Annotated in this window: 25 protein-coding genes and 1 other RNA gene; 17 read left to right on the top strand and 9 right to left on the bottom strand. The window is 69.5% G+C overall.

The genetic code is table 11. The annotated features are described in order from the left end of the window. Positions 1–162 precede the first annotated feature (162 nt). Complete coding sequence (locus tag AC4D2O_RS12080; RefSeq protein ID WP_490907604.1) at positions 163–1,812, bottom strand: GH25 family lysozyme; 1,650 nt, start codon at positions 1,810–1,812, stop codon at positions 163–165. A gap of 415 nt (positions 1,813–2,227) precedes the next feature. Next, complete coding sequence (locus AC4D2O_RS12075) at positions 2,228–4,501, bottom strand: hypothetical protein (RefSeq protein ID WP_490907603.1); 2,274 nt, start codon at positions 4,499–4,501, stop codon at positions 2,228–2,230. Positions 4,502–4,817: 316 nt separating this feature from the next. On the opposite strand from AC4D2O_RS12075, the gene AC4D2O_RS12070 reads away from it, so the two are divergent. From AC4D2O_RS12070 to AC4D2O_RS11990, 17 genes are all read left to right on the top strand, one after another. Beyond that, on the top strand, positions 4,818–6,044 hold the full coding sequence (locus AC4D2O_RS12070; protein WP_490907602.1) for a TadA family conjugal transfer-associated ATPase: 1,227 nt from the start codon (positions 4,818–4,820) through the stop codon (positions 6,042–6,044). Next, complete coding sequence (locus AC4D2O_RS12065; protein WP_490907601.1) at positions 6,041–6,898, top strand: type II secretion system F family protein; 858 nt, start codon at positions 6,041–6,043, stop codon at positions 6,896–6,898. The genes AC4D2O_RS12070 and AC4D2O_RS12065 overlap by 4 nt, the downstream gene beginning before the upstream one ends. Further along, positions 6,895–7,836: a type II secretion system F family protein gene (locus AC4D2O_RS12060; RefSeq protein ID WP_490907600.1), complete on the top strand. Its 942-nt coding sequence runs from the start codon at positions 6,895–6,897 to the stop codon at positions 7,834–7,836. The genes AC4D2O_RS12065 and AC4D2O_RS12060 overlap by 4 nt, the downstream gene beginning before the upstream one ends. A gap of 69 nt (positions 7,837–7,905) precedes the next feature. Continuing rightward, entirely contained in the window at positions 7,906–8,148 is a 243-nt protein-coding gene (locus tag AC4D2O_RS12055) for a hypothetical protein (protein WP_490907599.1), read from the top strand. Next, on the top strand, positions 8,149–8,571 hold the full coding sequence (locus AC4D2O_RS12050) for a TadE family protein (RefSeq protein WP_490907598.1): 423 nt from the start codon (positions 8,149–8,151) through the stop codon (positions 8,569–8,571). Next, the gene (locus AC4D2O_RS12045) at positions 8,552–9,067 is read left to right on the top strand and encodes a hypothetical protein (protein ID WP_490907597.1); all 516 of its coding nucleotides are present in this window, start codon (positions 8,552–8,554) and stop codon (positions 9,065–9,067) included. The genes AC4D2O_RS12050 and AC4D2O_RS12045 overlap by 20 nt, the downstream gene beginning before the upstream one ends. A gap of 5 nt (positions 9,068–9,072) precedes the next feature. Continuing rightward, complete coding sequence (locus AC4D2O_RS12040; RefSeq protein WP_490907596.1) at positions 9,073–9,546, top strand: pilus assembly protein TadG-related protein; 474 nt, start codon at positions 9,073–9,075, stop codon at positions 9,544–9,546. A gap of 91 nt (positions 9,547–9,637) precedes the next feature. Continuing rightward, a complete protein-coding gene (gene prfB, locus AC4D2O_RS12035) occupies positions 9,638–10,753 on the top strand; it encodes a peptide chain release factor 2 (protein WP_490907595.1) in 1,116 nt (371 codons plus the stop codon). Between the two features lie 169 nt (positions 10,754–10,922). Next, positions 10,923–11,639, top strand: a complete 717-nt coding sequence (gene ftsE / locus AC4D2O_RS12030) for a cell division ATP-binding protein FtsE (protein ID WP_490907594.1) — start codon at positions 10,923–10,925, stop codon at positions 11,637–11,639. Further along, entirely contained in the window at positions 11,636–12,550 is a 915-nt protein-coding gene (ftsX, locus tag AC4D2O_RS12025) for a permease-like cell division protein FtsX (RefSeq protein ID WP_490907593.1), read from the top strand. The genes ftsE and ftsX overlap by 4 nt, the downstream gene beginning before the upstream one ends. A gap of 4 nt (positions 12,551–12,554) precedes the next feature. Then, a complete protein-coding gene (locus AC4D2O_RS12020) occupies positions 12,555–14,117 on the top strand; it encodes a peptidoglycan DD-metalloendopeptidase family protein (protein WP_490907592.1) in 1,563 nt (520 codons plus the stop codon). A 71-nt stretch (positions 14,118–14,188) separates the two neighbouring features. Beyond that, a complete protein-coding gene (gene smpB, locus AC4D2O_RS12015) occupies positions 14,189–14,662 on the top strand; it encodes an SsrA-binding protein SmpB (RefSeq protein ID WP_104179060.1) in 474 nt (157 codons plus the stop codon). Beyond that, positions 14,659–15,033, top strand: coding sequence for a hypothetical protein (locus tag AC4D2O_RS12010; protein WP_490907591.1), 375 nt, complete (start codon positions 14,659–14,661; stop codon positions 15,031–15,033). The genes smpB and AC4D2O_RS12010 overlap by 4 nt, the downstream gene beginning before the upstream one ends. A gap of 118 nt (positions 15,034–15,151) precedes the next feature. Further along, positions 15,152–15,519, top strand: a transfer-messenger RNA (tmRNA) gene (ssrA, locus tag AC4D2O_RS12005). A 127-nt stretch (positions 15,520–15,646) separates the two neighbouring features. Next, positions 15,647–16,951, top strand: a complete 1,305-nt coding sequence (locus AC4D2O_RS12000; protein WP_490907590.1) for a D-alanyl-D-alanine carboxypeptidase family protein — start codon at positions 15,647–15,649, stop codon at positions 16,949–16,951. Positions 16,952–16,995: 44 nt separating this feature from the next. Continuing rightward, positions 16,996–17,223, top strand: a complete 228-nt coding sequence (locus AC4D2O_RS11995) for a hypothetical protein (protein WP_490907589.1) — start codon at positions 16,996–16,998, stop codon at positions 17,221–17,223. A gap of 40 nt (positions 17,224–17,263) precedes the next feature. Beyond that, positions 17,264–19,405: an alpha-galactosidase gene (locus AC4D2O_RS11990; RefSeq protein ID WP_490907588.1), complete on the top strand. Its 2,142-nt coding sequence runs from the start codon at positions 17,264–17,266 to the stop codon at positions 19,403–19,405. Between the two features lie 53 nt (positions 19,406–19,458). Here the strand turns inward: AC4D2O_RS11990 and AC4D2O_RS11985 are convergent, their stop codons facing one another. From AC4D2O_RS11985 to hisN, 7 genes are all read right to left on the bottom strand, one after another. After that, positions 19,459–20,553, bottom strand: a complete 1,095-nt coding sequence (locus AC4D2O_RS11985; protein ID WP_490907587.1) for a carboxylate-amine ligase — start codon at positions 20,551–20,553, stop codon at positions 19,459–19,461. Positions 20,554–20,711: 158 nt separating this feature from the next. Beyond that, a complete protein-coding gene (locus AC4D2O_RS11980; RefSeq protein WP_490907586.1) occupies positions 20,712–21,512 on the bottom strand; it encodes a metal-dependent transcriptional regulator in 801 nt (266 codons plus the stop codon). Then, entirely contained in the window at positions 21,512–22,393 is an 882-nt protein-coding gene (locus tag AC4D2O_RS11975; protein WP_490907585.1) for a metal ABC transporter permease, read from the bottom strand. Before AC4D2O_RS11975 ends, AC4D2O_RS11980 begins: the two co-directional genes overlap by 1 nt. Position 22,394: 1 nt before the next feature. Further along, positions 22,395–23,192, bottom strand: coding sequence for a metal ABC transporter ATP-binding protein (locus AC4D2O_RS11970; RefSeq protein WP_490907584.1), 798 nt, complete (start codon positions 23,190–23,192; stop codon positions 22,395–22,397). Beyond that, positions 23,189–24,112, bottom strand: a complete 924-nt coding sequence (locus AC4D2O_RS11965) for a metal ABC transporter substrate-binding protein (protein WP_490907583.1) — start codon at positions 24,110–24,112, stop codon at positions 23,189–23,191. Before AC4D2O_RS11965 ends, AC4D2O_RS11970 begins: the two co-directional genes overlap by 4 nt. A gap of 31 nt (positions 24,113–24,143) precedes the next feature. Beyond that, complete coding sequence (locus AC4D2O_RS11960; RefSeq protein ID WP_490907582.1) at positions 24,144–24,932, bottom strand: class I SAM-dependent methyltransferase; 789 nt, start codon at positions 24,930–24,932, stop codon at positions 24,144–24,146. Then, positions 24,919–25,728, bottom strand: a complete 810-nt coding sequence (gene hisN, locus AC4D2O_RS11955) for a histidinol-phosphatase (protein ID WP_104049636.1) — start codon at positions 25,726–25,728, stop codon at positions 24,919–24,921. Before hisN ends, AC4D2O_RS11960 begins: the two co-directional genes overlap by 14 nt. Positions 25,729–25,795: the final 67 nt, after the last annotated feature.

The following is a 25,795-nucleotide window of genomic DNA, read 5'->3' as shown; positions in this document are numbered from 1 at the left end:
AGACGAAGTGCGTGCGGAGCAGCTGACGCGCGCCCGTAAAGCCAGAGGGGAGACGCAGGAGGCCGAGGGGCTGCCCTCGCCCCCTCGGCCTCCTGCTCGAGTGTGTATTCTCAGTTCCCTGACGCCGCCTGACCCTGCATCCGTCGGGGTCATGCTCGGTTGTCAGATGTACCGGATTTTGGTGCCGGTGGCGGGGGTCCAGGTGATGGTTCCGCCTTTGTAGGTTTGGGTGCAGCGTGTTGTGGTGGTGCAGGTCTCGGGGCTGGTGGGGTAGCCGAGGCGTCCGGTTTCGTAGCCGGTGGTTCCCCAGGCGGTGCGGATGGCTCCGTTGGTGGGGTGTGCTCCGGTGGCGGGGGACCAGTGGATGTCTCCGTACTGGTATCTCTGGTAGCAGCCGCCGTTGGCGAGACCGCATTCTTCGGCGCGGGTGGGGTAGCCGAGGCGTCCGTTTTCGTAGCCGGTGGCGGCCCAGGCCTTGCGGATCGCTCCGTTGGTGGGGTGTGCTCCGGTGGCGGGGGTCCAGGTGATGGCCCCGTATTGGTAGTTCTGGTAGCAGCCGCCGTTGGCGAGACCGCAGACTTCGGCGCCGGTGGGGTAGCCGAGGCGGCCCTTTTCGTAGCCGGTGGTTCCCCAGGCGGTGCGGATGGCTCCGTGGGTGGGGTGTGCTCCGGTGGCGGGGGACCAGTGGATGTCCCCGCGTTGGAATTTCTGGTAGCAGCCGCCGTTGGCGAGACCGCATTCTTCGGCGCGGGTGGGGTAGCCGAGGCGTCCCTTTTCGTAGCCGGTGGTTCCCCAGGCGGTGCGGATGCCGCCCTTGGTGGGCTGTGCTCCGGTGGCGGGAGACCAGTGGATGTCTCCGCGCTGGTATTTCTGGTAGCAGCCATCCCCGACGAGACCACACACGACTCCGGAGGTTGCGGTGCCGAGCGCGGGAGTCCTGCCGGCCACGGCAGCAATCGCCGCACCGCCCGCAGAGGCAAGCGAGTTGTTATTGTTTCGTGCAAAATCCTGCAGCGCACTCATGCTGGCCGGCCATTGATTCCAGTCGCCGACCACAGGGCCGATGCTGGTGTATTGCCACAGGTCGTAGCCGGTCCAGCCGGCCGGCATCCTCCCGGCATTACTGTTGTTGTAGTTCGCTATGTGCAGGGGGTGATTGGCGAAGGCCCCGGAGGATCCCGTACAGGTATTCCACCAGTCCGTCGTGGTGTAGATCATCGGGAGACGGCCCGTCGCACTGTACATCGTGTTGGAGAAGTCCCTGATCCACTTGACCATCTGCGCAGCACTCATGTTGTAGCAGGCATTTCCGAGGCTCGCATAGGGGTTGTACTCGACGTCCAACAGCGGTGGGAGGGTCTTCCCATCCGGAGACCAACCGCCCCCGTTCCTCAGGAAGTAGTTTGCCTGCTGAGCGCCGCTGGAGACGCTCGGGATGGCGAAGTGGTAGGCACCGCGCAGCATGCCTGCCGCTTCCGATCCCCTGTACTGGGCGGAGAAGTAGGGGTTGGTGTAGTTGGTTGCTTCCGTCGCCTTCACATACGCGAAGCGAGACCCTTGGTTCCTCGCGCCGACCCAGTCAACGGTTTGCTGGTGGCTGCTCACGTCGACGCCGAGAACTCCCGACGGCCTCCAGTAGTTGGTTGCCGCTGTGCCCGCGGACCCGTCCCTTGCCATGTCTTCGGTCGGCGATTCGACCTGCGGGTCTCCTGACGTGGAGATACGAACGATGCCCTGGCCCAGCGACGCCCCGTCGGGCCCGATCTCCGCGGCCAGCGCTCTCTGATTGGCGGCCATGATGTCGGCGGACAAGGGGGCGGTGTCCTGCCCTGCGGAAGCGCTCGGCGCCTTGCCCTCCTCCGGAGCGTTCGGTGTAACGGTCCCGCCGCTGATGCTCGGTGCAGCATCACTCGTAGTGCCGTCCGTTTCCAGGGGTTGAGCCGTCCCGATAGGCGTCGGCTCCAGTAGCTGCGTCGTTCCTGCCTCGTCGGATTGCGGCGAGTCAGTAGGCGGTATCGCCTCTGACGAACCGACCGGTGTGTCCTGCGTCACGGCGTGGGCTGCTGGCAGTGGACCGCCTATGAGCACGGCAAGAAGACCGACGGTGATCGCCAATCGACGCGCTTGAGGTATTTTCATGGTTTTCTCCAAATGTCAGGGTGTCCACATCGAGTACTCAACCGCTGATGCAGATCGCCCCAGGTCCCCAGGGCTGTTGTGGTGCTGGCTAGTTGTAGGTGATTTTGGTGCCGGTGGCGGGGGTCCAGGTGATGGTTCCGCCTTTGTAGGTTTGGGTGCAGCGTGTTGTGGTGGTGCAGGTCTCGGGGCTGGTGGGGTAGCCGAGGCGTCCGGTTTCGTAGCCGGTGGTTCCCCAGGCGGTGCGGATGGCTCCGTTGGTGGGGTGTGCTCCGGTGGCGGGGGACCAGTGGATGTCTCCGTACTGGTATCTCTGGTAGCAGCCGCCGTTGGCGAGACCGCATTCTTCGGCGCGGGTGGGGTAGCCGAGGCGTCCGTTTTCGTAGCCGGTGGCGGCCCAGGCCTTGCGGATCGCTCCGTTGGTGGGGTGTGCTCCGGTGGCGGGGGTCCAGGTGATGGCCCCGTATTGGTAGTTCTGGTAGCAGCCGCCGTTGGCGAGACCGCAGACTTCGGCGCCGGTGGGGTAGCCGAGGCGGCCCTTTTCGTAGCCGGTGGTTCCCCAGGCGGTGCGGATGGCTCCGTGGGTGGGGTGTGCTCCGGTGGCGGGGGACCAGTGGATGTCCCCGCGTTGGAATTTCTGGTAGCAGCCGCCGTTGGCGAGACCGCATTCTTCGGCGCGGGTGGGGTAGCCGAGGCGTCCCTTTTCGTAGCCGGTGGTTCCCCAGGCGGTGCGGATGCCGCCCTTGGTGGGCTGTGCTCCGGTGGCGGGAGACCAGTGGATGTCTCCGCGCTGGTATTTCTGGTAGCAGCCATCCCCGACGAGACCACACACGACTCCGGAGGTTGCGGTGCCGAGCGCGGGAGTCCTGCCGGCCACGGCAGCAATCGCCGCACCGCCCGCGGTCGACGCAGACTGCCGGGCTGAGATGGTGACGTGGGCGCCTGTGTTGTCCATCGAGTCGACACGCACCTTGATCCCGCTGGGTGTCGTGAAGGTCTGGCCTGCTTGCCAGGTGAGCGTTTTGTTGGCGTATCCGAAAAGTCTGCTGTTCGGTGTGAGGACGATCGAGGCGTTGCCGCTCCAGCCGAGGATGTCCTTCTTCGTGATCTTGACACCCCGGTTGCCCCCTACTGCAGTCGCCGCGTCGGTTCCGACGGGCGCCCGGAGTTCGAGGTAGTAGGTCTCGCCGCTGGCCGGGTCCGTGAACTTCACCGCACGATGTGAGGCCGTGCCTGCCCAGGGCCGCAGGGTGAGCGTTTGTGACGACGTCAGACTGCCGAGGTTCCGGATCTCATCGCCGCGTCCGAAGCCGCCGTATTCCCAGAGGAACGCGTTGATCGACGGCAAGCTGACCTGGGCGTAGCCCATGAGGTCGCTCGTGTCGCCGTATTCGGAGGACCAGCAGGAAGGGTCCGCCCACGATGCCCCGGAGCGCGCCACGTCAGTGCGCCCGTTGCTGCAGGCCAGGGAGTTGGCGTGGTGCAGCCCGAGGACGTGACCGAACTCGTGCGTCACGACGTTGTTCGTCAGTGCCGAGGGGTAGGGCATGATGACGCGCCCGCTGGCGGGGCCGTCGGTGAAGCCGCCACCCAGGATGCCCCAGGAGCCGTTGTAGTTGAGGTCAGCATGCGGCACGAAGACGACGAGGGACTCGTAGGCCCGGTACTGCCAGTTCAGCTCCTTCGTGACGGTCGCCATGATGGTGCCGTAGGAGTCAGTGATCTTCGCCTTGGAGACGTGGCGGATCTCGTTGACCTTCGTCATCGAGAGCCGGCCGGCGGTGGTGGAGTTCCAGTAGGAGTTCGCATTCGCGATCGAGTTGCGCGCGGCCGTCATGTTGATCGCGTTGGTATCTGCAACTGTCTTCCCCGACAGTTGCACGGTAACCAGGGTGACCTTGAAGGTGCCGGATCGTGGCGCCATGGCTGCCATGCCTGCACCGTCATCGACGCTGAGGGGCGATGCGGCCTTCAGCGGGGCGGCAGGCTCAGCATAGTGCTCGCCGTAGCGGGCATTGGAGTCGGGGTCCGCGAGTGGATTCCAGTTCAGGTCCGGGACGAAGGATGTGACCTCGTCCTGCGCGGGCGCCGTGGCGACCGGCGCGGGTTCGCTCGCCGGGGGATCCGCCGGCAGCGTTGCGGGGTCCGTCGGAACGGGGGCCACGGGGGAGGTGGGGGAAGCCGGCGAAGGCGGTGGGGTAGGCGGAGTGGACGGGACAGCCGGAGCGGCTGTCGCGGAGGGGGCCGGGGCGGTGGCCGACGGTGTCGGCAGGACGTCGTCGGCAATTGCGGGAACCGCGCTGCCCACGAGACCGAAGGACAGTAGGGCGGCGCAGGCGAGTCGCGCAGGGAAGGGCAGTGTCACGGGTTTCTCCAGCAGAATCCGGGCGTCAGCCAGCTAAGTGAAATCCCGAGAAGACTACTGAGATGTGACTTGAGTGACTAACGATTCGCATGTGACTGCGGAATCTTAGGTAAAACCTGCGCCTTAGCCGGGGATGCATTCGGCGTGGCGCTGCCGTACGGGGCGGGAGCGGGTGTAGTTCCGAGTAGCCGAAGTGTTGTCCACAGGTGGCCAGCACTCTGGTCGGGCCGGGTCTCCTTCAGTAGGGTGAGGCCGAGCAGGGGCTACCGAGGGACCGCCACCGCGCAGACGGCGGACCAACCTATGGGGGACGTCGATGGATGCTGTGGGCATGGTCGAGGGCGAGGTGCGCGAACTCATCCGTCGGCGCGGTCTGGACCCGGCCTTGCAGATCGCCGAGGTCCAGCACCTGGTCGATGACGCCGTGGCGGACTATGAGGAGCGTTCCGTCCTCGGAATCCTTCCTCCGCTCGGCAGGCTCGAGGTCGCACGCAGACAGATCTACGACGCCGTCGCCGGCTTCGGCGCCCTCCAGCCTCTCCTCGATGATCCGACCATCGAGGAGATCTGGATCAACGCCCCCTCGGAGGTGTACATCGCGCGGGACGGCGAATCCGAACTCACGGCGCTCTCGCTCACCGATCAGCAGGTCCGCGACCTCGTCGAAAAGATGCTCAAGTCCTCCGGGCGCCGCCTGGACCTCTCCTCGCCCTTCGTCGATGCGTCGCTCCCGGACGGCTCCCGCCTGCACGTGGTGATCCCGGACGTGACCCGCAGGCACTGGTCCGTGAACATCCGTAAGTTCATCGCGCGCGCGTCCCGCCTCGAGCACCTCGTGGAACTGGGGACGCTCAGCCCGCAGGCTGCCCGGTTTCTCGGCACGGCGGTGGCGAGCGGGCTGAACATCCTGGTGTCCGGGGCCACGCAGGCCGGGAAGACGACGCTGCTCAAATGCCTCGGTGCGTCGATCGGGACCCGCGAACGCGTCATCACGGTCGAGGAGATTTTCGAACTGCAGCTACCGCTCCGCGACGTCGTAGGTCTGCAGTGCCGGCAGCCCAACCTGGAGGGCACGGGGGAGATCCCGCTGCGACGCCTCGTCAAGGAGGCCCTGCGCATGCGCCCGGACCGCCTGATCGTCGGCGAGGTCCGCGAGGCCGAGAGCCTGGACATGCTCATCGCGCTGAACAGCGGACTGCCCGGCATGTGCAGCGTGCACGCGAACAGCGCGCACGACGCCGTCACGAAGATCTGCACCCTGCCGCTCCTGGCCGGAGAGAACATCTCGAGCAGTTTCGTGGTGCCGACGGTCGCCTCCTGCATCGACCTCGTGGTGCACTGCGCGCGGCTCCCGGGCGGCCAGCGAAGGGTCATGGAGATCATGGCTCTCGGGCGCCGGGTCGAGAACGGCGTCATCGAGTCGTCCTCTGTCTTCCGACGCGTCGACGGATTTCTGCAGGTCACCGCCAGCGGAATGCCTGCGGAGGAGAAGTTCGCCGCTGCGGGCGTCGACGTATCCGCCCTGCTCGGGGCCCGCGCATGAACACCGCCGTCGGCGTAGCCCTCGGCGCCGGACTGTTCCTCCTGTGGTGGTCCTGCTGGGAGCGTCCGGTGACGGAACGTAGGGGGCCACCGCGACGGCGGCTGCTCGACGACCTCCTCCTGCGCGCCGGCGTGGAGCGCGTCTCGGCGAACGGGCTCCTCGCCTCCTGCGTGGCGGTGGGCGTGGTCATCTTGCTGATCGGTTTCGTGCTGACCGGATCCGTCCCGATCGCGCTGTGCTTCGCGCTGTTCGGCGGTTTCCTCCCGTTCTCAATCGTCAGGTGGCGCGCGGCCAGGCGCACCGCCTCCCTGCGCGAACTCTGGCCAGACGTCGTCGATCACCTCCGATCCGCCATCCGTGCGGGCCTGTCCCTGCCGGAGGCACTCATCCAGCTCGGGGAGAAGGGGCCGGTCGAACTGCGGGCCGCCTTCCAGTCGTTCGGGGCGGACTACCGCGCCGGCGGGCGCTTCGACGACGCGCTCAATCGGCTCAAGGAGCGGCTGGCGGATCCCGTCGCCGACCGCATCGTCGAGGCGCTCCGGATGACGCGGGAGGTCGGCGGTTCCGACCTCGGCCGACTGCTCGGGACGCTGTCCGAGTTCCTGCGCGATGCCGCCCGGACGCGTAGTGAGCTCGAGGCACGGCAGTCCTGGACGGTCAACGCCGCCCGCCTCGCCGTCGCTGCTCCCTGGATCGTCCTGCTGCTCCTGTCGACCCGACCCGAAGCCGTCCGCGCGTACAACTCCGCGGCCGGGGCAGCGGTGCTGCTCGGCGGGCTGCTGGTCTCCGTGGTCTGCTACCGCATCATGCTGCGCATTGGCGCGCTGCCCGCGGACGAGAGGGTCCTCCGGTGAACCCCGTCGTCGCCCTGGCCGCCCTCGCCGGGCTCCTCCTCGGCGTAGGACTGTGGCTGGTCGCCGTGCGGTTGCCCGTCATGCGGCCGGTCACCCTGACACAGCGGATCGCTCCGCAGCTGCGCGCAGTCGACGTCCGGTCCAGGCTGCTCACCGAGACCCCGGTCAACGTCACGCCGTTCGGCCCGCTCGAACGCATCCTCCGACCACTCCTGGCGGACGCCGTGTCATGGTCGCACCGCTTCAACCCCGCGGCGGCGACCCTCGCCCGCAGACTCGCCCAGGCCGGCCGCGGGCAGACGACGACGGACTTCCGCGCCCAGCAGCTGCTCTGGGCCGCTGGAGGACTCGCCGGATCGACCCTCGTCATGGTGCTCCTGGCGGCCTCCGGCTCGGCCAACCTGCCGCTGGCCGTCGTCCTCGTCCTGGGCTGCGCCGTCCTCGGGTTCGTCGGGCGCGACTACCTCCTGTCCATGGACATCAGGCGCCGGGAGGCCCGCATGCTGGCGGAGTTCCCGAGCCTCGCCGAACTCATGGCGCTCGCCGTGTCGGCCGGCGAGAGCACCACAGGTGCGCTCGAACGCATCTGCAGGACGGCGCGGGGTGAGCTCGCGGGCGAGTTCGGTCTCGTCCTGGCTGCCACCCGCGCCGGCAAACCCCTGGTGGACGCACTGCAGGAGTTCTCGAACCGGACACGGCTGGCCCCGCTGGCCCGATTCGTCGACGGCATCACAGTCGCCGTCCAGCGAGGGACGCCGCTCGCGGATGTCCTGCGCGCCCAGGCGCAGGACGTCCGTGACCTGGCCAAGCGGGAGCTGATGGAGTCGGCGGGCAAGAAGGAGATCGCCATGATGGTCCCGCTGGTCTTCGGCGTCCTTCCGCTGACCGTCCTCTTCGCCGTCTATCCCGGAATCGCTCTCATCAACCACGGTTTCTGATCACGCGCGGCACGAAAGCATCATCACGACAGAGCACCACGACAAGGCATCACTCGACGAGGACACCCCATGAGAATCCTGACCGCAGTACAGCGCATCATCCTGCTCCTCCTCGCTTCGCTGGCGGCCTCGGCAGCCTCGGCGGCGCCGCCGACACGGGAGGCGCCGGCCGACGACCACGAACGCGGGGACGTGCCCGGCTGGGTGATGATCACGCTCATGTCCGCGGTCCTCGTCGCGGCGCTGCTCGCGATCGCAGGGCCCGCCCTCGAGGGCCTGTTCAACCAGGCGATCGATCAGGTCTCGCCCTAGGTGCCGGCCCACGCAGCAGGACCTCCGGGCGGTCGGCGGCGAGGGCGCCGTCGCGACGGCGAGCGCGGTGCCGCCGTCGTCGACTTCGCCCTGGTCGGCGGCCTCCTGACGGTGATCTTCATCGCCATCGTCCAGCTGACGCTCGTCCTTCACGTACGCAACACCCTCATCGACGCCGCCGCGTCGGGAGCCCGTTACGGGACGCTCGCCGACCGGAACCCCCAGGACGCGGTGGCGCGCACCGAGGAGCTGATCCGCGGCTCGCTGGCCGATTCCTACGGTTCCGACGTCGCCGTCGGCGAGAGCACGACAGGCGGGGTCAGGACGCTCGAGGTCGTGGTCCGCGCGCCCCTGCCGGTCATCGGCCTCATCGGCCCTGCCGGCGTGATGGAGGTGCGCGGCCATGCGGCCCTGCCCTCGTGAGACGGGCGCCGACCGCGGGACCGGGTGCGGCCGGACCGGCGCTACCCGGCGCGCACCCCGGCCGCGCCTCGACGCGCGTCGCCGCCGGGACGAGCGCGGCAGTGCGGTGGTGGAGTTCGTGTTCCTGGGCGTCCTGCTGCTGGTGCCGGTCGTCTATCTCGTCCTGACCGTGGGCCGGCTGCAGGGCGGATCGTTCGCCGTCGTCGGTGCAGCCGACCAGGCTGCGAAGGTGTACGTGGACGCGCCGACGCCGCAGGACGCCGACGCCCGGGCGCGGGAGGCCGTGCGCGTTGCGCTCGCCGATTTCGGGTTCTCCGAGGACCAGGCCGCCGTGGACATCGCCTGCAGCGCCGCGTGCCTCGCACCGGGGTCGACGGTGACCGTCATCGTCCGCCTCGACGTCCCGCTCCCGCTGATCCCCTCCGTCGCGGGGAGGCACGCCTCCGCCGCGACCGTGGACGCAGCAGCGACGCAGCTCGTCGAGCGGTTCGGGTGAGAGCCGTGGAAGCTCAGTCCGCGGCGCACCCCGATCGCGGGGAGGACGGGCAGGTCGGTGTCCTGGTCATCGGCTACCTCCTCGTCTCGCTGCTGGTCGTGACCGTCGTACTGGCCGTCTCGTCCGTATATATAGAGCACAAGAAACTGCTGTCGGCAGCCGACGGGGCGGCGTTGTCGGCTGCCGACGACTACACCATCGACGTCGGCGTCGGTGGCTCCGCCGATGGAGGCGCGACACCGCTGCCGGTGCTGCAGGACTCCGGTGTCGAGCAGTCGGCCGCGGGTTATCTCGCCGCGACCGGGGCCGGGACCCGTTTCGCGCAGCTCGTCATCGACCCGGCGACGGGCGCCCCCGACGGACGTACGGCACGGGTGGTCCTCACCGCCGTCGTGCGTCCGCCCATCGTCAACTTCCTCGTCCCGGGCGGGATCCCCATCGTCGCCCGTGCCGACGCCCGCGCCGAACTGACCCGCTGACGTGCCCGTCCGGCCGTGTCCGGCAGCTGCATCGCGGGCGCACCCCTGCCCTCGCGGCGTGCCGGAACGGATGACGTAGGCTGGAAGGACCATGGCAGCCACTGATTTTCCCGCAGAGATCCGCGCCCTCCGCGCCAAGTACACGTCCATCGAGCAGGTCTCCGATGTCGAGGGGATCCGCAAGGACATCGACGAACTCAGCGAGGAAGCAGGTGCCCCGGACCTCTGGGACGATCCCGCCGCAGCGCAGAAGGTCACCTCGAAGCTGTCCCACCGGCAGTCCGCCCTCGAACGTCTCGAGACGCTCGAGAGCCGCATCGACGACCTCGAGGTCCTCGTGGAGCTCGCGCAGGACGAAGGTGACGAGGACTCCCTCGCCGAGGCAGAGAAGGAACTCGTCTCCCTGAGCAGGTCCCTCGACGACCTGGAGATCGTCACGCTGCTGGCCGGCGAATGGGACGAGCGCGAGGCCGTGGTGACCATCCGTTCGGGCGCCGGGGGAGTGGACGCCGCCGACTTCGCGGAGATGCTCCTGCGCATGTACCTGCGCTGGGCCGAGCGCCACGGCTACCCGACGCAGGTCCTCGACACCTCCTACGCCGAGGAGGCGGGCCTGAAGTCGGCGACATTCGAGGTCAAGGCGCCCTACGCGTTCGGCACCCTCTCGGTCGAGGCCGGGACGCACCGTCTCGTGCGCATCAGCCCGTTCGACAACCAGGGCCGCCGGCAGACGTCCTTCGCCGCCGTCGAGGTCATCCCGCTCATCGAGCAGACGGACGTCATCGAGGTGCCGGACAACGAGATCCGCGTCGATGTGTTCCGCTCGTCCGGTCCCGGCGGTCAGTCGGTCAACACCACCGACTCCGCCGTGCGGCTGACCCACCTCCCCACGGGCACGGTCGTCTCCATGCAGAACGAGAAGTCGCAGATCCAGAACCGCGCCGCCGCGATGCGCGTCCTCCAGTCCAGGCTCCTGCTGCTGAAGAAGGAGCAGGAGGATGCGGAGAAGAAGGCGTTCGCCGGGGACGTTAAGGCGTCCTGGGGCGACCAGATGCGCTCCTACGTGCTGAACCCGTACCAGATGGTCAAGGACCTCCGGACCAATCACGAGGTCGGCAACACCTCGGCCGTGTTCGACGGCGAGATCGACGACTTCATCGACGCGGGTATCCGCTGGCGCACCAACAACCGGAACGACGCCGCGTAGTCACTACGCGAAAACAGGGCTGGACCACCTGTTTTCGCCGCGACCTCTTGCATGCGACACACCGGGGCGGTAGTGGGCGCTACGTGATGCCCTCGTTATAGTCGAGGAGCCGCGGCTTCCTTCCCCCAGCCAATGCCCGTGCCCGGCGCATCAGGGCGCTTAAGTGGTCATGATCCGATTCGACAACGTCACGAAGACCTACGACCAGCAGTCGCACCCTGCCCTGGACGCGGTCTCACTCGACATCGACCGCGGCGAGTTCGTCTTCCTGGTCGGCGCCTCGGGATCCGGGAAGTCGACGTTCATCCGGCTGGTCCTCAAGGAGGACCGGGTATCACGCGGAGCCGTGTACGTCGCGGGTCAGAACGTCGCCAACATCCCCAGCTGGCGCGTGCCCCGTCTCCGCCGCGGCATCGGCGTCGTGTTCCAGGACTTCCGCCTGCTTCCCAACAAGACGGTCTTCGCGAACGTGGCGTTCGCGATGCAGGTCATCGGCAGGAGCCGCGCCGTCATCCGCGAGACCGTCCCCGACGTCCTCGCGACCGTGGGCCTCGAGGGCAAGAACAACCGCATGCCGCACGAACTCTCCGGCGGCGAGCAGCAGCGCGTCGCGATCGCGCGCGCCATCGTCAACCGTCCCGGCATCCTGCTGGCCGACGAGCCCACGGGCAACCTGGATCCGACGACGTCCATGGGCATCATGAAGGTCCTCGACCGGATCAACCAGAACGGCACCACGGTGGTCATGGCCACGCACGACGACGACATCGTCAACACGATGCGCAAGCGCGTCGTCGAGCTCCGCAGCGGGTCTGTGGTGCGCGACGACGCCCAGGGCATCTACGTGGGCGACGCGGGGGCCGACGTCGTGGTGGGGGCCGAATGAGGCTCGCGTTCATCCTGTCCGAGATCGGCTCCGGCATCCGCCGGAACCTGTCCATGGTCACGTCCGTGATCCTCGTGACCTTCATCTCCCTGACCTTCGTCGGTGCCGCCGGGCTGTTCCAGCTTCAGATCGGCCAGATGAAGGGCTACTGGTACGACCGCGTCCAGGTCACGATCTACCTCTGCGTCGGCAACTCCTCGGAGGCGAGCTGTGCCACCGGCCCGGTGACGGAGGACCAGCGCGCCGCGATCCAGGCGAAGCTCGAATCCGAGCAGTTCGCCCCGTACGTCGACACCGTCACGTACGAATCGCAGGAGGAGGCGCTCGGCCACTTCCGCGACCAGTTCGCCAACTCGCCGATCGTCGATTCCGTCACCGCGGAGCAGCTCCCCGAGTCCTTCCGCGTGAGCCTCGTGGACGCGGAGAAGTACGAGGTCATCGACGAGGCCTTCTCCTCGGAGCCGGGCGTCGACGCCGTCAGCGACCAGCGCGACTTCCTCGAGGCGATCTTCCGCTACATGAACTGGGCGTCCGTCGTCGCGCTCGTGATCGCGGGCATCATGACGTTCTGCGCCATCCTGCTCATCGCGACCACCATCCGCCTGTCCGCGTTCAGCCGCCGCCGCGAGACCGGCATCATGCGCCTCGTCGGAGCCTCGAAGGCGGTCATCCAGCTGCCGTTCGTCCTGGAGGGCGTCATCGCGGCCGTGATCGGCGCGGTCCTCGCCTCGGCGACCCTCTGGGGCGCGTCCCGGTTCCTGATCGACGGCTGGCTCGTGAAGACCTTCCCGCAGACGGCGTTCATCTCGTCCCAGCAGGTCCTGATCCTCGTCCCCGCACTCATCCTGCTCGGGGCCGTCCTCGCGGGGCTCTCATCCCTGCTCACCCTCCGACGATACGTAAAGGTCTAGCATCATGCCGCTCAGCGCCAGGGGATACGTGCGCCCATCAGGATCCTCCTCGTGGGCCCGGCAGGACAGGAGGGCCTTCGTGGTCCGCGTGACGGCGGGCAGCTCCATCGCCCTGGTCGTCGCGCTCGCCCTCGGTTCGACGCCGGTCGTGGCCGACGAACTCGACGACCGCAAGAGTGCCCTCGAGAAAGAAATCACCGAGGTGCAGCAGTCGATGGAGTACCTCGACTCGGACATCGCCGAGACCATCGGGACCCTGAGGACCTACCAGAGCCGGCTCCCCGCCGCCCAGCAGGCACTCGCCGACGCCCAGGGCAAGGTCGAGACCGCCGCCGGCGAGGCCGAGGCACTGGCGGTCCGCGTCGAGCTGGCGCAGGAGACGAAGAACAAGATCTCCGACGAACTCCGTGCCGACCAGCAGGAGATGGACAAGACCCGCGAGGTCATCGGTCAGATCGCGACCGAGGCGTACAAGAACGGCGGGATCCCCACCAACGTGTCCCTGCTGATGGGCGCCGACGACGTCGAGAACTTCACGGAGTCCATGGACCTCGTGGACCAGGCCCTGCGCAGCCAGAACGCCGCCATGGAACGCCTCTCGGAGCAGAACGCCACGAATGCCAACAGCCAGGCGCGCCTCGTCGCGGTGGAGGCGGAGATCTCGAAGCTGAAGGACAAGGCCGACGCCGCCCTCGCGGCGGAGCAGTCGGCCCGGGACGCGGCCGCCGCCGAGAAGGGGAAGGTGGACCGGCTCGTCGCGGACACCTCGGCACTGTCCGGCAAGCTCCAGGCGCAGAAGCCCGTCATCGAGGCGAAGCTGGCAAGCGTGGAGAAGGCCCAGCAGCAGGTCAACGCCGATCTCGCCGAACGCCAGCGCCGCCAGATCGAGGAGGCCCGCAAGGCGGAGGAGGCACGGCAGAAGGCCGAGCAGGAGCGCCTGCGCGCCGAGGCCGAAGCCGCCGCCGCTGCGGAGCAGGCACGGCTCCAGGCCGAGGCGAAGGCTGCCGCGGCAGCCGAGACGGCGCGCCGGGCCGCCGAGGCGGAGGCCGCCAACCGGCCGGCCCCGGCCCCGGTCCAGCCGCAGGTGGTCGCGCCGGTCGCACCCGTCATCCCGGTGGCGCCCGTGCCGGCTCCGTCAGGTCCCGACTCCTTCGGCCTCAGGGCGCCCGTCAACGCCCCGATCAGCTCGGGCTTCGGGTTCCGCCCCACGCCGGTCGGCACCATCGACTTCAACGGTACGGGCGGATACATGCACACCGGGATCGACTACGGCGTGGGCTGCGGCACCCCCCTCTACGCCCCCGCGGCCGGGGAGGTCTGGTACGCGGACTCCGACACCCTGCCGGGCGCCGGGAACAGGATCGTCCTCAACCACGGTGTGGTCGGCGGCAACGCCCTCGCGACCAATTTCTACCACCTGACGAGCTACCTGGTGTCGCCCGGCCAGCGCGTGAGCGCCGGCCAGCTGATCGGCTACACCGGGACCACGGGCAACTCGACCGGCTGCCACCTGCACTTCGAGACGATGCTCAACGGCACCCTCGTGGACCCGATCGGTTTGTTCTAGGTCGTAGGATGGAAGGCACTGTCCACCCGCGGACCGCCGTCCGCAGCAGTGTCGTACGAAGGAGAGTCGCCGTGCCGAAGGAAAGTGGCCGGAAAGTCGTGGCCACCAATCGGAAGGCCTTTCACGACTACGCCGTGCTCGACACGTACGAGGCGGGCATCGCGCTCATGGGCACCGAGGTGAAATCCCTGCGCGCCGGACGCGCCTCGCTGATCGACGGCTACGCCGTCTTCTACGGTGACGAACTGTGGCTCGAGGGCATCCACATCTCCGAGTACTCGCAGGGCAGCTGGACCAACCACGCCGCCCGTCGCCGCAGGAAGCTGCTCCTGCACCGCGAGGAACTCACCAAGATCTCGCAGAAGATCCGCGAGTCGGGCTTCACCCTCGTCCCCCTGCAGCTCTATTTCCTGAACGGACGGGCCAAGGTGGAGATCGCCGTGGCCCGCGGCAAGCGGGACTACGACAAGCGCCAGACCCTGCGGGAGAAGCAGGACAACCGGGAGGCGCTGCGCGCCATGCGCGAGAAGAACCTCGGCGCGTGAGCGACGTCTTCTGGGAAGCCCAGGAGGACGAGGAGCCCGAGATCTCCGAACTGGCGTACCGGCGGCCGTGGTGGGTCACCGTCGGGGCACTCGTCGACCTGATCATCCTGCTCGCAGTGGTGCCGGTCGGGATCCTCTCGCTCATCCCGTTCGTCTTCCTCGTGTACGTGTTCTTCGCGCAGCTCCTCGTCTGGATCTCGCCCGTGCTGCTGGTGCTCAACATCGCCATCTTCTGGTGGAGCTTCCGCCGCAAGCAGGCGGCGACCACGGCACTGGCCGCCCTCGGCATCGCCTTCGTCACGCTGGCCTTCGTCGTCGTGCGCCTCTGGCAGTCGCCCGTCGTCGTCCTGGGGCTCACGCTGGCCGACTAGGCCGCCTTCGTTCTCCCACGGCGAAGCCTTCCCGGACAGCCCGGTAGGTGCGGTAGACTTCTGGAGTCGGACGGGCCGGTGGGCCTCCCGACACAGGGATCACTTGATAACTGAACATGGGGATGACAGGTTTCGACGATGTTAGTCGCGACAGGGGAAGCGGGCCGAGGATACAGGGTTATCTCGTAAACGCTCCTTGTAAAACAATAAGTGCCGAACAAAAGCGCACTGACTTCGCTCTCGCTGCCTAAGCAGCCTGACTAGTCCGTCAGCCCGGGTTTGCTCTCGCCCCGGATCCTGGCGTCATTTAGAGGGCCACTGCTCCCGATCCTCGTTGTAGGGATCGGGGGGACTCTTATACAACTGGGCTTGGCAGCCACTCGTTCGCACGATGGCTGAAGCCGAGAAAAACCGACGCGAACTGCGCCCGGAGAAGCCCTGACAACACTGCATCGGACGCGGGTTCAATTCCCGCCATCTCCACCACCCCTGAAGCGTCTCGCCGGTATCCGGCGGGGCGCTTCGTCGTTCCCAGTTGTCGCCCGGCTAGCCTTGTTGCTCCTTGAAGAGGAGGCTTACCCTTGGACCGACCACGACTTCCAGGAGTTGCACGATGAAGCGTACCGTCGCGGAGCTGCTGACCGCACTGGTGTGTGCCCTGATCGTGGTCGGCGGTTTCATCACGTCCCCTGCAAGCCACGCGGCAACACCGATCGACGCCCGCTACGCGGCTCTTGGAGGGGCGAGCGGGCGTCTCGGCTCTGCGACGGGTCCGGAGACCTGTGGGCTCCGAGGAGGCGGCTGCTACCGCAACTACGAGGGCGGCGCGATCATCTGGTCGCCGGCGACCGGGGCTCACCCGACGTGGGGCGCGATCCGCGGGACCTGGCGCGCCTTCGGCTCGGAGAACGGCAAGCTCGGCTACCCCACCGGCGCTGAGATCTGCGGCCTCCGCAACGGCGGGTGCTACCAGAACTACCAGGGCGGTGCGATCATCTGGTCGTCGGGAACCGGGGCCCGGGCCACCTCGGGTGCGATCCGTGGGACCTGGCGCGCCTTCGGCTCGGAGAACGGCAAGCTCGGCTACCCGACGTCGAACGAGGTCTGCGGCCTGCGGGGGCGGGGCTGCTACCAGAACTACCAGGGCGGTGCGATCATCTGGTCGCCCGCGACCGGCGCGCGCAGCTCCGTCGGCGCGATCAGGAGGGCGTGGGCGACCACCGGTTTCGAGAACGGCGCCCTGGGCTATCCGGTGTCGAACGAGGCATGTTCGGGAGCTACATGCAGCCAGAAGTACCAGCGCGGGGTGATCTCATGGTCCTCGGGAGGCGGAGCGCGGATCGCCCGCGACATCGACGTCGCATCGTCCTCGGTGGTGGTCGTCAACAAGAAGCGTGCGCTGAATCCCGCACGCTACACCCCCGGTTCCCTCGTGGGGGTGGAGGGTTTCTTGCTGCGCAGCGATGCGGCGCAGCAGTTCAGCCGGCTGCTCGCCGATGCGAGGGCCGGAGGGGTCGCGATGGTACCGGTCAGTGGTTACCGGTCCTACGACACACAGGCCTCCCTCTATGCTTCCTACGTCAACCAGTACGGCCAGGCGACGGCGGACCTCATCTCGGCGCGTCCCGGACACAGCGAGCACCAGACCGGCCTCGCCATCGACATCGGGAATGCCAACGGAACGTGTGGCCTCCAGGAGTGCTTCGCGACAACCCCCGCGGGAGCATGGGCGGCGCAGAACGCCTGGCGCTACGGATTCATCATCCGCTACCCGCAGGGCCGGACCTCGATTACCGGCTACGCCTATGAACCATGGCATCTGCGGTACGTCGGCACGACGATCTCGGCGGAGATGCGCACCCATGCCATACCCACCCTGGAGCAGTACATGAGCCTCCCTGCCGCCCCGTCCTACTGAGGAGATACCCGGCAGGTACCGACGAGCGGAACTACACTGAGGCCATGAGCTGGACCGACCGGCCGCCGTCGTGGCTCCCGCCACTGCCGCCGCCCCACAGGGGACGTGCTCTGATCGTGCTCGGCTGGATCCTCGTGGGCGGGACGTTCATCTACATCTTCGTCATGAGCTACCTCGGCGGCACGCACACCCTGCTCACCCTGGTGCCGCTCCTGCTCGGCCTCCTGTGCCTCATCGTGGGCCTGCTGCGGCGGGACACCCGCCCGCGATAGCGTGTTGCCGCAACAGTTAGTTACACGATAAAAATAAGCAATGATCTTCGAACCCCTCCACCTCTCCCGCGGAGGCACCAGCGTGGTGCTCGAGCCCCATCAGCACGGGCTGCCGGCCCTCACGTACTGGGGCCCAGACCTCGGTGACGCAGGGGACCTCGCGGCCCTCGCCGCGGCCCAGCAGCCGCAGCGCGTCTCCGGTGGCATCGACGTGCCGGCGCGCCTCACCCTCGTGCCCCTCGAATCCGCAGGCTGGCAGGGCACGCCCGGGCTGACCGGGGACCGCTCGGGATCCCGCCTCCATCCGCTGTTCACCGTGGTCTCGGTCGACTGCCCGCCCGGGTCCGCGGCCGCCGTCGTCGAGGCGCGCGACGACGACGCCGGGCTCGCGCTGACCGCCCACTTGGGCCTCTCGGCGTCGGGCCTGCTCACGCAGCGCCTGGTGCTCGCCAACACGGGTGACGACGACTACGAGGTGCGCTCGCTCCACCTCTTCTTCCCGCTCCACCACACGGCCGCCGAGGTGCTGGACACCACCGGCCGCCACCTCCGCGAGCGGTCCCCCCAGCGGCACGCCCTCACCGCGGGCACCTATGCGCGGACGAGCCGGCGCGGTCGGCCCGGGGCGGATGCCACCGTGCTGCTCGCGGCGGGCGCCGCCGGCTTCGGTTTCGAGCACGGCCACGTGCAGGGCGTGCACCTGGCGTGGAGCGGCAACCAGCAGGTCCTCGTGGAGAAGACCCCCGCGGGTGCTGCGTTCCTCGCGGCGGGCGAGGTGCTCTCGCCCCGCGAGGTCGTGCTCGCACCGGGGGAGAGCTACGCCACGCCGGAAGCCGTCGGCTCCTGGGGTGAAGGGCTCAACGAACTCTCGGGACGCTTCCACCGGGACCTTCGCGCGAGGACGTCGCATCCGCAGCGGCCGCGCCCCGTGACCCTCAACACCTGGGAGGCCGTGTACTTCGACCTGGATCTCCCACGCCTGCTGGCGCTCGCCGACCGGGCGGCGTCCCTCGGCGTCGAACGGTTCGTCCTCGACGACGGCTGGTTCCGGGGACGGCGGGACGACACATCGAGCCTCGGCGACTGGTACGTGGACGAGACCGTCTGGCCGGACGGCCTGGCGCCGATCATCGACCACGTGCGCGGACTGGGCATGGAATTCGGGCTCTGGTTCGAACCCGAGATGGTCAACCCCGACTCCGACCTCGCGCGGGCCCACCCGGAGTGGATCCTGCAGCCCGAGGGGCGGCTGCCCCTGCCGGGCCGGCAGCAGCAGGTGCTCAACCTCGGGAATCCGGACGCCTACGCGTACATCCTCGAACGCCTCGACGACATCCTGACCGCCAACGACATCGCCTATGTGAAGTGGGACCACAACCGGGACCTGCTCGAGGCCGCCGATGCGCGCACCGGGCAGGCCGCTGTACACCGGCACGTCCTGGCGCTCTACCGGCTGCTCGACGAGCTGCGGCAGCGCCACCCCGGTCTCGAGATCGAGAGCTGCGCCTCCGGTGGGGCGCGCGTGGACCTCGGCATCCTCGCCCGGACGGACCGCATCTGGACGAGCGACTGCATCGACCCGATCGAGCGGCTCGTCAACCAGAAGTACACAGGCCTCGTGGTGCCCCCCGAGCTCATGGGGATGCACGTCGGCGGGCCGGTCTCGCACTCGACCGGCAGGGCGCACACCCTGCCCTTCCGCGCCGGCACGGCCGTCTTCGGGCACTACGGCATCGAGTGGGACATCTCCGCTCTCACCGACGAGGAGTACGCGGTCCTCGGCCGGTACGTGGAGCTGCACCGGTCGTGGCGCCGGGACCTGCACCGCGGCACGGTGCTGCACGCGGACCTCACCGATCCGGCGATGGACCTGCGGGGCGTGGTGTCGGACGACCGCCGCCGGGCGCTCTTCGGCTATTCGCTGACGGCCTCGAGCGCGAGCTACCCGCCCGGCCCCCTGACGTTTCCCGGCCTCGAGCCGGACACGCTGTACACGGTGCGGCCGGCCGTCCCTGAGGAGGGGCACCCCGGCAACGGGCAGTCACCGCTCGCCTGGCTGCAGGCGGCCCTCGACGGCGCGCCGCTCCGGCTGTCCGGCCGGGTCCTGGCCCAGGCAGGGCTCCAGGCGCCCGTGCTGCTGCCCGAGCAGACGCTGCTGATCGAGTTCCACGCCGCCGACTGAGGGCCCGTGGTCGGGCTCGGCGGGAGAGCCGGGCGCCCGCCGTGGCTGACCCGTCAGGCGGTGAGGGTGCTGCCGTACAGGGACAGGAGAGCGTCCAGGCCGCCGTCACGCATGGCCCGGCGCTGGCGCTCGGCGCCCGTGCCGCGGTCCGCCGCGGCCGCCAGCCCTTCCCGGACCTGCCCGGTGTCGCCCTCGGCCTCGAGGGCGGCTCCGACGTGGTCGAGGAAGGCCTCGAGGTGCTGCCGCGCGGGCACGGGTTCCGCCGTGGCGAGATCCACGAGATGGTGCTCCATGCCGTCCCGCGCGCCCTGCCAGAGCGCGGCGTCGAGCAGCTCCGGGTCCGGCACGAGGGGCGCGGAGTCCTGCTCGGCGTCGTGCAGGGCGGTGACGACGAGCGCCCGCGTCAGCGCCCCGAGGAGCACGGCGTCCCCGGCCTCGAGCTGCACGTCGCAGGCCCTGAGTTCCAGGGTCGGGTAGCGGTCGGAGAGCCGTGCCACCCAGGTCAGCACCCCGCGGTCGAGGATCGCACCCGTGGCACTGAGGGCCATGATGCGTCGCTCGTAGTCGGCGGCGTCGGCGAACCAGGGCGCCACACCCTGGACCGCCCACCGACGGTAGTGGATGACCCGCCAGCTGCCGAAGCCGCTGTCCCGACCGAGCCAGTACGGCGAGTTCACCCCGAGCGCGGCCAGCAGCGGGATCCAGGGCCGGATCCGGTTCAGGGCCTGGACCCCGTGCTCCTTGTCCGGCACGCCGACGTGCACGTGCAGGCCGTTGACGAACTGGTCGCCCACGATGCCCGGCGCGGTGGCGCGCAGATCCGCGTAGCGCTGCTTGTCAGTCAGCTCGGGATAGGACTGCGGGATCCAGGGCGCCGTCCCGGTGGCGGCGCCGATGGTCCCGGCGTGTGCCGCGGCGTCGGCGAACGTCCTGCGGAAGGTCAGCAGGGAGTGCTCGGCCTGCGCCAGGGTCTCGCACACGGGGGTCGCCGTCTCGATCTGGCACGACAGGAGTTCGCGCTGGATCTCGTCGTCGCTGATCTCCGGCACGGCCTCGAGCAGCGCCTGCACCTCCGTCGCGCGGTGGGCGGGCAGTCCGGACACCGGGTCGAGGAGCAGGTACTCCTCCTCAAGTCCGAGCGTGGTCATAGGGGACTCCATCAGGGCGTCGGGGACAGGGCGGGGACAGGGCGGGAACAGGGCGGTGCGCGGCGGGCGCGCATCCCGATCAGTCTAGGAGCGGGCGCAGCACATGGGCGAGCGCTCGGGTGCCGTGGCGCGTCCGAGCGACCGCGCGGCTGGGCGGGTCACTGCGGCGCGCGGAGGGTGCACCCCTCGTGGGGGACTGTCGTCTCGATCCACAGGGCGCGGGCGAGGGCGGCGTCCACCGCCAGCGTCCGCGCCGCGGGCGAGGATGGCGCGGGCGCGGATGGCGCGGCATCCTGGCCGGCGTCGTGGCGGGTGTCCCCGGCGTCCCCGGGAGCGCCGACGCGCAGCTCCAGCACGGAACCGGCACCAGGGCGTCCCAGGCGCAGGTCGGCGTCGAGCCCGATGCCGTGCCGGTCGAGGAGGCGCAGGACGTCGGGGTCCTCGTCGCTGACCCGCACGAGCCGACCCGCGTGGCCGTCGTCGACCCCGTCGAGGCGATGCGCCGGCGGATACTCGACGGAGCCGTCGGCGGCCGGGATGGGGTCCCCGTGGGGGTCGCGCCGCGGGCGGCCGAGCTTCGCATCGAGGCGTTCGATGAAGGCGTCGGAGACGGTGTGCTCGAGGAGTTCGGCTTCGTCGTGCACCTCGTCCCAGCCGTAGCCGAGCTCCGTGACGAGGAACGTCTCGATGAGCCGGTGCCGCCGGACCATGGCGAGGGCGAGCGTCCGGCCCGAAGGGGTGAGGGCGATGGGACCGTACTTCCGGTGATCCGCGAGGCCGAGGTCCACGAGCTTCGCGACCATCCCCGTCACCGAGGAGTTGGCGACCGACAGGCGCGCGGCCAGGTGCGTGGCGGTCATGGCCGTGTCCTGCCACTCGGTGAAGGCGTAGACGGCCTTCACGTAGTCCTGCACACTGGTCGATTCGATACTGAGGACGGCGCCCCTGCGACCCGCCATCAGGCCGCAGCCCGGGCGGCCGGGCCGCTGCGCGCCCCGACGCGCCGTCGGGCCCGCCAGAGCATCCCGTCGGGCCGGGCGAAGAGGTAGACGGCGGCGAACACGAGGGCCTGGCACAGGACCACCGCCGCGCCGGTGGAGATGTCCAGGTAGTAGCTGGCGTAGATCCCGGACACGGACGCCGCCACGGTGAGCACGACGGCGATGCCGAGCATACGGTCGAAGCTGCGGGACAGCAGGAAGGCCGTGGCACCGGGGGTGATGAGCATGGCCACCACGAGGATGATGCCGACGGCCTGCAGGCCGACGACGACGGTGAGGGCGAGCAGCCCCAGCAGCAGCGCGGACAGCAGCCGGATATTGAGCCCGATCACGTGGGCGTGGGTGCGGTCGAAGGCGAGGAGGGTGAGGTCGCGCCGCTTGAACAGCAGGACGGCGAGGGTCACGGCGCCGAGGACCAGCACCTGCCACACATCGGCGGCGGACACCCCGAGGACGTTGCCGAACAGGATGTGCATGAGGTCGATCTGGGACGGCGTCGCGGAGACGATCGCGAGGCCCGACGCGAAGAGGGCCGTGAACACCACGCCGATCACGGTGTCGGCCTTCAGCTTCGTGGTGGAACGGACCACGCCGATGAGCGCGACCGCTCCGGCGCCGAAGACGAACGCGCCGATGGAGAACGGGATCCCCAGGATGTAGGCGAGGGCCACGCCCGGGAGGACGGCGTGCGAGACGGCGTCGCCCATGAGCGACCAGCCCATGAGGATCAGCCAGCACGAGAGGACGGCGGCCACCACGGCCGCGGCCACCGTGACGGCGAGGGCCCGCGTGAGGAAGCCGTACTGCAGCGGCTCGAGGAAGAAGGCGAGGAGGTCCATGTCAGAGACCGCCGTCGGAGCGCGATGCCGCAGCCGGGGCCGCGGGGGCCTCCGGGTCCGCGGGCGCGGATCCGAAGGCCCGCGCGAGGTTGCCGTGCGTGAGCACCTGCGCCGGTTCACCCGATGCCAGGACGCGCCGGTGCAGGAGGACCGCCTCGTCGCACAGGGCGGGGACCCCGGCGAGATCGTGGGTGGAGACGAGCACCGACCGACCCTCGTCGCGGAGGGCCTTCAGGAGGTCCGTCATGGTGCGCTCGCTGGCCTGGTCCACGCCCGCGAACGGCTCGTCGAGCAGGAGCAGCCGGGCGTCCTGCGCGATGCTCCGGGCGATGAACACCCGCTTGCGCTGGCCGCCGGACAGCTGCCCGATCTGCCGCCTCCGCAGCGCGGTGAGGCCCACCCGTTCCAGGGCGTCGCCCACTGCTGCGCGGTCGGCGGCCCCGAGGCGGCGGGCGGCGCCCAGGCGTCCGTACAGCCCCATGGCGACGACGTCGGAGACCGAGACCGGGAAGGTCCAGTCGACCTCCTCGGCCTGCGGCATGTAGGCGACGAGGCCCCGCTTCCGCGCCTGCGTGGTGGTCGTCCCGAAGAGCTCGACGCTGCCCTCCCGCGGGACCAGGAGCCCCATGAGGGCCTTGAACAGCGTCGACTTCCCGGAGCCGTTCACGCCGATCAGCCCGCAGATCCTGCCGGTCGCCAGCGTGAGCGAGACGTCGTCGAGCGCGTGCACCTCGTCGTAGCGGACGGTGAGGTGCCGGACGTCGAGGACCGGGGCGCCGGGGTGCAGGTCGGTGGTCATCGTGCGATTCCCTCCGCGATGGTCTCGAGGTCGTAACGGATGAGGTCGAGGAACGTGGGCACGGGGCCGTCGGGCCCGGAGAGCGAGTCCACGTAGAGGGTGCCGCCGAGGTCCGCGCCGGTGGCCAGGGCCACCTGCTCCTGGGCGGAGGCGTTGACCGTGGATTCGCAGAAGAGCGTCCGTACCCCGTGGTCCTCGACGAAACCGATGACGTCGCGGATCTGCCGGGGCGTCCCCTCCGAGTCGGCGTTCACCGGCCAGATGAACGCCTCCGCGAGTCCGGCGTCACGGGCGAGGTAGGAGAACGCCCCCTCGCAGGTCACCAGGGCCGGCGCGCCGACGCCGGCGATGTCGGCGCGGAAGGCCGCCAGCAGTTCCGCCAGATCCTCCTTCAGCCGCTGCCCGTTCGCCTCGAAGTCGGCGGCGTGCTCGGGAGCGAGCCCGGACAGGGCCTCCACGGTGTTGTCCACGTAGACCTGTGCGGCGAGCGGGGACATCCACGCATGCGGGTTGGCGTGCCCGCTGTAGTCGCCCGAGCGGATGTCCACGGGCTCCACGCCGTCGGAGAGGACCACGTGCGGGGCGTCGACGGCGGTGAGGAAGCGCTCGAACCACCGCTCGAGCCCGAGCCCGTTGTCGAGGATGAGGTCGGCGTCCTGCGCCCGGACGAGGTCGGACGGCGTCGGCTCGTAGCCATGGATCTCCGCGCCGACCTTCGTGATGGACTCGACACGCACATGCTCGCCGGCGACCGTGCCGGCGAGATCCGCGAGCACCGAGAAGGTGGTCAGGACGAGCGGGCGGTCGTCCTCCGGCGCCTGGTGCCCGGGGGAGGCGGCGCATCCGCCGAGCACGGCGAGGACGACCAGGCACCGCGCGATGCGTGCAGGGGCGGAACCGCCGAGCAGATACCGAGGCATACCCCAAGGTAGCTTTTAGGCATGCCGAAATCTAGTCGGGAAGCAGTGACGCCCGCCAGGCATGGGTGTAGTAGGGGATCCGCACCACGGCATCGGGCGGGAACGCGAGGTACTCGGTGAGGTACCAGCGCAGGTTCGTCTCGACGCGGGCGCGCCCGGCGGGCGAGGCGCGTCGGTAGTGGCTGCGGGAGCGTGCCAGGTCCACGAGGTCGGGAACGGTGAGCTCCTGGGACCAATGCACGAGGATGTCCTCCGGCGGCCCGAAGGCCGGCCCGAAGACGGGGCGGTACGCGGGGGAGAAGACATCACCGGCGTGCATGATGCGGGACAGGCGGTGCACCCAGGGCAGGGAGACGTCGAGCTGGTTCCACAGCAGCGCGAGCCGGCCGCTGCGCGTCAGCACGCGGGCGGCCTCCCGGACCGTCGCGGGATGGTCGCACCAGTGCCAGGTCTGGGCGAGCGTGAGGAGGTCGACGGAGGCGTCCGCCAGGGGGGAGTGCTCGGCGGTGCCCGGGAGGGCGGGCACACCGGGCAGTCTGGTCGAGAGGACGGCCAGCATGTCCTCGGACGGATCGACGGCGGTCACCTCGAGGCCGCGGTCCACCAGGAGGGCGGTGAGGATGCCGGTCCCGGCGCCGATATCGGCAGCCCGGCGGGCCTGCGGGGGGACGATCCAGTCGGCGACGGCGGCAGGATAGCCGGGCCGCACGCGGTCGTACCGCCCCGCGCCCGAGAGGTAGGCGTCCGCCAGTTCCCGGCGGCGCTGCCCGGCGAGGCGTGGTCCGCCCTGCGAGCCGCGCGGGCTGCTAGAGGAGGTCATCCACGTCCGGGTTGAGGGTCCGCAGGACCTCGCTGTGCAGGGATCCGTTGGTCGCGAGGGCATTGCCGCCGAAGGGCCCGTCCTCGCCGTCGAGCGACGTGAACCGGCCGCCGGCCTCGGTCACGATGGGAACGAGCGCTGCCATGTCGTGCAGGTTCAGCTCCGGCTCGCACGCGATGTCCACGGAGCCCTCGGCCACGAGGCAGTAGGACCAGAAGTCGCCGTAGGCGCGGGTGCGCCACACGCGGTCGGTCAGGTTGACGAACTCCGCCAGGGCGCCGCGCTCCCGCCAGCCGGACAGGCTGGAGTAGGACAGCGAGGCGTCCGCGAGCCGTGAGACGTTGGAGACGCGGAGGCGCTGGGCGGCGGCGAGCGACTTCCCGGTGTAGGCGCCGGTCCCCTGCGCCGCCCACCACCGCTTGCCGAGTGCCGGCGCGCTGACCAGGCCGACGACCGGCCGGCCGTCGTCGATCAGGGAGATGAGGGTCGCCCACACGGGCACGCCGCGCACGAAGTTCTTGGTGCCGTCGATGGGATCGATGACCCAGCGGCGTGAGCCCGAACCGGTGCTGCCGAACTCCTCGCCGAGCACCGCGTCCCGTGGCCTGGCCCGGGAGAGCTGGCCGCGGATGGCCTCCTCGGCGCTCTTGTCGGCGTCCGTCACGGGGGTGAGGTCGGGCTTCGTCTCGACGCGCAGGTCGAGCGCCTTGAAACGGGCCATGGTCTGGTCGTCGACCGAATCGGCCATGATGTGGGCGAGACGGAGGTCGTCGTTGTAGCCCTGCGTGAAACTCATACCGATCAACCTATCCTCTGGGCGGGCGCATCAGGCGCTGCCGGCGCGGGCGGGGCGGGTGGGCCCG

The sequence above is a fragment of the Arthrobacter sp. TJ-238 genome, from assembly GCF_058269215.1.
The sequence above is the reverse complement of the archived record's forward strand: the minus strand, read 5'-3'. Positions and strand labels throughout refer to the sequence as shown.

Coding starts and splice junctions, on each gene's coding strand:
- AC4D2O_RS12070 (WP_490907602.1), top strand. CDS start 4,818: ATGGATGCTGTGGGCATGGTCGAGGGCGAGGTGCGCGAACTCATCCGT.
- AC4D2O_RS12065 (WP_490907601.1), top strand. CDS start 6,041: ATGAACACCGCCGTCGGCGTAGCCCTCGGCGCCGGACTGTTCCTCCTG.
- AC4D2O_RS12055 (WP_490907599.1), top strand. CDS start 7,906: ATGAGAATCCTGACCGCAGTACAGCGCATCATCCTGCTCCTCCTCGCT.
- AC4D2O_RS12045 (WP_490907597.1), top strand. CDS start 8,552: ATGCGGCCCTGCCCTCGTGAGACGGGCGCCGACCGCGGGACCGGGTGC.
- prfB (WP_490907595.1), top strand. CDS start 9,638: ATGGCAGCCACTGATTTTCCCGCAGAGATCCGCGCCCTCCGCGCCAAG.
- ftsE (WP_490907594.1), top strand. CDS start 10,923: ATGATCCGATTCGACAACGTCACGAAGACCTACGACCAGCAGTCGCAC.
- ftsX (WP_490907593.1), top strand. CDS start 11,636: ATGAGGCTCGCGTTCATCCTGTCCGAGATCGGCTCCGGCATCCGCCGG.
- AC4D2O_RS12020 (WP_490907592.1), top strand. CDS start 12,555: ATGCCGCTCAGCGCCAGGGGATACGTGCGCCCATCAGGATCCTCCTCG.
- AC4D2O_RS12000 (WP_490907590.1), top strand. CDS start 15,647: ATGAAGCGTACCGTCGCGGAGCTGCTGACCGCACTGGTGTGTGCCCTG.
- AC4D2O_RS11995 (WP_490907589.1), top strand. CDS start 16,996: ATGAGCTGGACCGACCGGCCGCCGTCGTGGCTCCCGCCACTGCCGCCG.
- AC4D2O_RS11990 (WP_490907588.1), top strand. CDS start 17,264: ATGATCTTCGAACCCCTCCACCTCTCCCGCGGAGGCACCAGCGTGGTG.
- AC4D2O_RS11985 (WP_490907587.1), bottom strand. CDS start 20,553: ATGACCACGCTCGGACTTGAGGAGGAGTACCTGCTCCTCGACCCGGTG.
- AC4D2O_RS11980 (WP_490907586.1), bottom strand. CDS start 21,512: ATGGCGGGTCGCAGGGGCGCCGTCCTCAGTATCGAATCGACCAGTGTG.
- AC4D2O_RS11975 (WP_490907585.1), bottom strand. CDS start 22,393: ATGGACCTCCTCGCCTTCTTCCTCGAGCCGCTGCAGTACGGCTTCCTC.
- AC4D2O_RS11970 (WP_490907584.1), bottom strand. CDS start 23,192: ATGACCACCGACCTGCACCCCGGCGCCCCGGTCCTCGACGTCCGGCAC.
- AC4D2O_RS11965 (WP_490907583.1), bottom strand. CDS start 24,112: ATGCCTCGGTATCTGCTCGGCGGTTCCGCCCCTGCACGCATCGCGCGG.
- AC4D2O_RS11960 (WP_490907582.1), bottom strand. CDS start 24,932: ATGACCTCCTCTAGCAGCCCGCGCGGCTCGCAGGGCGGACCACGCCTC.
- hisN (WP_104049636.1), bottom strand. CDS start 25,728: ATGAGTTTCACGCAGGGCTACAACGACGACCTCCGTCTCGCCCACATC.